The organism is Streptomyces sp. N35 (genome assembly GCF_016464295.1).
In the GTDB taxonomy this organism is placed as follows: Bacteria; Actinomycetota; Actinomycetes; order Streptomycetales; family Streptomycetaceae; genus Streptomyces.
This window is the reverse complement of record NZ_JAEIMH010000050.1, coordinates 64,222-69,642: the sequence shown is the minus strand read 5'-3', so window position 1 is coordinate 69,642 and position 5,421 is coordinate 64,222. Positions and strand designations below refer to the sequence as shown.

At 67.6% G+C, this 5,421-nt stretch carries 8 protein-coding genes; 7 read left to right on the top strand and 1 reads right to left on the bottom strand.

The window, feature by feature from the left end; all coding sequences use genetic code 11:
• Nucleotides 1-1,158: 1,158 nt before the first annotated feature.
• Nucleotides 1,159-1,545: a hypothetical protein gene (locus JAO81_RS25810; protein WP_199550324.1), complete on the bottom strand. Its 387-nt coding sequence runs from the start codon at nt 1,543-1,545 to the stop codon at nt 1,159-1,161.
• A 427-nt stretch (nt 1,546-1,972) separates the two neighbouring features.
• Here JAO81_RS25810 and JAO81_RS25805 point away from each other — a divergent pair, with 427 nt between their 5' ends.
• The 7 genes from JAO81_RS25805 (at nt 1,973) to JAO81_RS25775 (ending at nt 5,298) form a co-directional block, all read left to right on the top strand.
• The gene (locus JAO81_RS25805; RefSeq protein WP_199550323.1) at nt 1,973-2,149 is read left to right on the top strand and encodes a hypothetical protein; all 177 of its coding nucleotides are present in this window, start codon (nt 1,973-1,975) and stop codon (nt 2,147-2,149) included.
• Nucleotides 2,150-2,224: 75 nt separating this feature from the next.
• Nucleotides 2,225-2,422 carry a hypothetical protein gene (locus JAO81_RS25800; protein ID WP_199550322.1) on the top strand — a complete coding sequence of 66 codons (198 nt, stop codon included), beginning with the start codon at nt 2,225-2,227 and terminating at the stop codon, nt 2,420-2,422.
• A 104-nt stretch (nt 2,423-2,526) separates the two neighbouring features.
• Nucleotides 2,527-2,739 (top strand): hypothetical protein, encoded by a 213-nt coding sequence (locus JAO81_RS25795; protein ID WP_199550321.1) that lies wholly within the window; start codon nt 2,527-2,529, stop codon nt 2,737-2,739.
• Nucleotides 2,740-2,840: 101 nt separating this feature from the next.
• Nucleotides 2,841-3,101, top strand: coding sequence for a hypothetical protein (locus JAO81_RS25790; RefSeq protein WP_199550320.1), 261 nt, complete (start codon nt 2,841-2,843; stop codon nt 3,099-3,101).
• A 118-nt stretch (nt 3,102-3,219) separates the two neighbouring features.
• A complete protein-coding gene (locus tag JAO81_RS25785; protein ID WP_199550319.1) occupies nt 3,220-3,603 on the top strand; it encodes a hypothetical protein in 384 nt (127 codons plus the stop codon).
• A gap of 391 nt (nt 3,604-3,994) precedes the next feature.
• Nucleotides 3,995-4,474, top strand: a complete 480-nt coding sequence (locus tag JAO81_RS25780) for a hypothetical protein (protein WP_199550318.1) — start codon at nt 3,995-3,997, stop codon at nt 4,472-4,474.
• A 179-nt stretch (nt 4,475-4,653) separates the two neighbouring features.
• Nucleotides 4,654-5,298 carry a Rad52/Rad22 family DNA repair protein gene (locus tag JAO81_RS25775; RefSeq protein WP_199550317.1) on the top strand — a complete coding sequence of 215 codons (645 nt, stop codon included), beginning with the start codon at nt 4,654-4,656 and terminating at the stop codon, nt 5,296-5,298.
• Nucleotides 5,299-5,421 lie beyond the last annotated feature (123 nt).

The following is a 5,421-nucleotide window of genomic DNA, read 5'->3' as shown; positions in this document are numbered from 1 at the left end:
GCTGCGGCCCCTCGCCCCTTGGGCCCATCCCTCCGGGATGGCCCTTCCGCCCCTTCGGGGGCCCCGGCGCGCTGCTTCGCAGCCCGCCCGGGGGTGTATGGCCCTGGCGGCTCCGCCGCTGCGGGCATGGGGAATGCAGGGATCGATCCTCTCCCCTTTATAGGAGTGGAGGCAGAATCCGTGCACCCCCTGAGGGGCTGCTGTTTGCGCAGGTCATAGGCGGTTCCTGGGGTGGAAAGAGTTAGGTGCAGGTTTCGTGCACCCCTGCCTGAGCTGGGAATTTGAGGGTGCACGGACACTGCCGGTAGGCCCTGAACGTAAGGGCCTTGAATCTGGGTGGAGGGTTACAAGCAGAAGCCGTGCACCCCCTTATCCACAAAGACGCTACTCCCCCTAGACGCCCCGTACACCCGATTCAGCACTACCCACACCCTCGGCCCTCCGGGCCAGGGGCTGTCACGCAAAGTCACGAGGGCGGGGCCTTGATCAGCGATCAAGAACACCGCCCGGTGGACACGCTCCGTAACAATCGTGAGAAGAGGTGAGGACCCAGCTCACGGCTGCCTGCAGGAGGTCGACTCGCTCCACCCGGCAAGCAACGAGAGGGACGGGCTCGGGTCTGCCTGGGGCCCATGCAAGCCGGGCGCAGCCGTGCCTGAACACCGGCGAGGGCCAGCCCCCGCCGGTGTTTCATGAAGACGCGAGCCACGCGCCCTGTACCGGGCTCTCCCCGGCCACCATGCCGCACAGGAACCAGCCCTCACCCACGAGGTTAACCAGCAAGATCGCTTACAGCGATCCAGGCACACCCCGCCACTGACATACAGCGACAAACCCCGATGCCACTCGGTGGCAGTCCCAGTGGCATCCGCCGAAAAATCCGGTGGCATCCGCCGACACACCTGTACCGGCGGATGCCACCGGATGTGTCGGCGGATGCCACTGAACTACGCCAACACACCGGGCAAAGGATCACGGCACCGGCCAGGAAACCCGGCGTGACGAAACAACACCAACACCGTTAAAACAAGCGAGCGTTCACCGTGCTCACCCCCGGACACAACCGAGCACCCCCGAACGCTCAACCCCCACACGGGTCGGTACGGCCCACCTGCTGACTGTCATCTTGCACACGGGCCGTACCAACCCCGGGCAGGGTCAGCACGTCGCCATCTCGAAGGCCTGGTCCATGGCGTCCTCAAAGTCGTAGGCCATCACGTTGACGAAGAACTGCGACGTGTCATCGTCATGCCGACAGCAGATGCCCTCCAGCGCAATGTGCCCGGCCAGGACCGTCATCCCGTTATGCGGCTCCCCCGTCACGTCACAGAGCGTCCCGAACACGGTGAACGGCTTCCGCATCACCAGCTCGTCTTCGGGCACTGCCACCGGCACACCGCAGCCACCCGTGAACCGCACGAAGTAGATCGCCTTCGACTCATCGTTCGGGTTCTCCATCGAGCCCTCCACCACGCCCGTGCGCAGGTGATCGGAGTCCAGGACGTCGGTACCCGCCGGGGCAAAATGCGTGATCTTCGTGAACATCGGCTTCCAGCTTTCGTGAGAAGGGGACGGCATCCGCCACCAGGCGGAGCAGGTGAGGGGCTGCGCCCCTGGCCCTCTCGCAAGGGCCAGGAGACGCGGCCAGACAGCAGCTACTCGGCAGCGCAGTCTTCGCACTCGGGCATTTCCTCGTAGGCGCTGACAGGGCCGTTGCAGTCCGGGCAACGCGCGCTCTCCCACTCAGCGAAGACGTAAGGCGACGAGGGCATTTCAGGGTTCCTCTCACTTCCATTTGACGTGTTTCAGTGTAGATCAGGCGGAACTCGATGTACACTTAAATGCGTCACACGTGGCAAGCGTCACACTTGCGCCACCCCGACGCTTTTCGGTGTACTTTTACCTCATCAGTCAATACACTTAAAAGCGTCAACTGGGGTGTTGGTGCCCCTCCGAAGCTGGAAGGGCTGCCTTGACGACTCTGGTCACCCTCGCTGCCACGGATCTCGAACTCGTCGCGTGCGCAGGCACCTGCGCCACCGTCGCGATCGAGGACGAAGCAAGCGAGCTCGGCTGGGCGCAGGACGCCGAGGGTGACTGGACCTGTGAAAACTGCCGCACGTCGTCAGTGACAGGCCGTCCCTGGTGAACCCGCCCGGGGCGCCACTCCGGGCGCACCCAGCCATTTCCAACGCCTCGCTCACGACTCCTGAAAGGCCCGTCCATGCACACACCGCTGCACACGCCCGGCGACCGAGTGACCCGCCCCGGCCCGCTCTTCCCCGTCTACGGAACGGTGCTCACCGTCGGCTGGGACCCCTTCACCGGCCAGGCCCGCTACTACGTCCACTGGGACGGCACCACCCACGCCCGCCCCTACACCGCCGCCCAGATCACCGCCGCCGCCCTTGCAGCCGCCTGAGATTCCCCTCCACTCGCCCACCCGCGCGCACCAGGGCCAGACCCGTCTCGGAGCCCGATGCAGCCCCTTGCTCGGTACGCGCTCACGCACCGAAGGCTCATCCCGTGGACCTCAAGACCGCCCACCGCACCCAGATCCTCACCGACATGCACCACGCCCAAAGCCTCGAACTCGCCGACCTCGTCGGCTACCTCGCCACCTACGGCCAAACCCTTCAGACCATGGCCACCCAGTACGACCACCCCACAACGGCGCTCCGGTGGCTGCGCCGCTACGCCGACAACGCCTACACCGCATGCGCGCAGATCTGTCACTGACCCACCCCCGCTCCCCGCGCCACGACCTGCCCCAGGGCTCGGGGTTCGCCCCGAGCCCCGCCCCGACCGCCCACACACCCACCCACTGAAAGGCGCCCCTCATGACCACCACGACTCACCCCGCCGGCCGACGCTCCAGCGCCCACACTCTGCCCACCGGAGCCCGCGTGATCTACACCGGCAGCCTCACCACCCACCACGGCCTCTACAAGGCGTACGAATGCCGCTGCGAACGCTGCATAGACCTCTGGCTCGACCACCAAGAAATGCGCTACCGCCTCGAGCCCACCGGCGCTACCCGCACCCCCGACTGCGGCTCCAACCCCCGCTGCGTACGCCGCCGTTCCCTCACCACCCTCTAGCCACTCCCATGCACCGGCCGGGGCGGCCCATGCCCACGCCTACCACCCATGGCCGCCCGCCTGACTGCCGCCCCGGCCCCTGCTCCGCCTCAGCCCACGCAACGAAGGAACACCCCCTATGCGCACCACCACCGGCCGACTGCCCGAGATCAACCGCCAGATACGCGGCCACGCCTTCTACCCACCCGCCAAGACCCTGAAGGCGATCCCGGCTCTGTACGCCACCGAGGACACCCCGATGCCGGACAAGACCGTGCACCTGCACTACTTCGCCACCTGGGGCGACATCTGGATCACCGAAATCAACCCCGAGACCATGGAGGCCTACGGGTTCGGGATGATCGGCCACAGCGACCCCGCCTACGGCGACTGGGGCTACTACGACCTCCCCGCCTACGAATCCCTCGCACCCGACATGCGCCGCAGCCGGTGGGTCATGGAACGCGACCTGCACTTCACCCCCGCCCCCGCGCGCGACGTACTGCCCGCCGGCAGCCTCTGACCACAGTCGCGTAAGGCGCGCTGTCGCCCGCGTAAGTGGCGGGCCATCAATCCCCGGGGTCCGGCGACTACTTGTCGTCGCTGGCTGCGCGCTGCCGCCGGACCCCGGCCCCACAAGCGACACCACGAGCACCCCATGGGCGCTGCGGCGTTCCCCACCGGGTCTCGAGTTGCTTTCCCAGCCGGACACCGCTGCCCCGACCGCGAGCATGGTCGGGGCATGCTGCATCATCGCGGCCCGCACCCGCCAGGCCGCACTGCGTGCCCCCGACCACTCCCCCAGCCCCCGGGCAGAGTGCAGCTCCTCATGGCCGGCCCTCAGCACGCCCTGGCCACCAAGGAACGGCCATACACTCAAAGGCGCCACAACCGCGCAGCCAGGAGCCGCCCCCATGAGCAGCAAGCACGACCGTGAACCGATGACCATCGCGCAGATCGCCGAGCTGCTCGGCGTGCCACGGCAAAGCGCCCAGCACTGGCACGCCAGCGGCGCACTCACCGAAGTCGGCGAACAGCTCAACCCGGGCCAGCGACCCGCCCAGTACGCCCGCGCCACCGCCATCGCCTTCGGCAAAGCCCTCGGCTACCTCGACGGCCACGGGCAGCGCGTCGAAGGCTTCGACGCCCGCGGCAAGAAACTTCCCCCCGCCCCCACCTACTCGCCGGCCACCGGCAAACGCCGCTACTACCTCAACCACGTCGCCGACGTACACGGCGTCACCCTCGACGCCGTCAAGACCTGGTACCACCGCACCCGCGTCATGCCGGCCCCCGACGAACACGACGAACTCGGCCGCCCCACCTGGTATCTGACCACCCTCAGAAAATTCGCCAAGGACAAGAACAAGAACTTCCACCCCGACGCCTACTAGAACCCACCACAGACGCCCCACTTAACTCGCGCCAGAATGCGCCCTGACCTGCAGTTTCAACAAAAATGAGGTACACTGAAACATGTCAAAGCGCGATGGGTGACCCGTCCCGTCACAGACCTGAAGACACCCACCGCGCCCCACGCCGGAACACCCGGCCACACTCCCGGAGGGACTCGTTGACCGCCCCCGCCACGAACACAGCCGACCAGCAATCCAGCACCCCCAAGCCTAGTGCGCGCAGCGCCGTCCACCTGTCGCCGCAGCAGTACGCGAAGCTCACCGAGGAGCTCCACCCCGGCCGGATCGGCACCGACGGCAAAGGCTTCAGTCATGTCGAAGCGTGGGACGTCGAGGCGTCCCTCACCCGGATCTTCGGGTTCGGGATGTGGGCCCGCGAGATCGTCGCCGAGGAATGCATCAGCGCCGAGCGCACCGACAGCAAGTGGTGGGTGTCCTGGCGGGTTCGCGTCCGGCTGACCGCCTACGACCCGCAGGGCAACATGCTCGGGCCGTTCGAGGACGGGACGATCGAGACCGGCTGCCAGCCGAAGCTCGGTGAGGCCCACGAGCTGGCCTACAAGGCAGCCATCTCGGGTGCGATGAAGCGCTGCGCGAAGGCACTGGGAAATCAGTTCGGACTGTCGCTGTATGCCAAGAGCAAGAACCGCCAGCCCGTCCTGTCCGTCGTCTCCACCACCCTCAACCCACCCACCCCACCGAGCAGTTCAAGCGCGGGACCTACCCAGCCGGACGGACAGACCAGCCACGGCGACCAGGACCACACCGCGCCGGTCCACGAGCGGGAGCGGTACGCGGCCTGACCGTCATGGCCGGTGAGGCGGCCGCCCTCCTGGCGGCCGCCGCCCCCCCCACCCCCCCCCCCGCCCCCCCCCCCCTGCCCCCCCCCGCCCCCCCCCGCCACCCCCCCCCCCCCCCCCCCCACG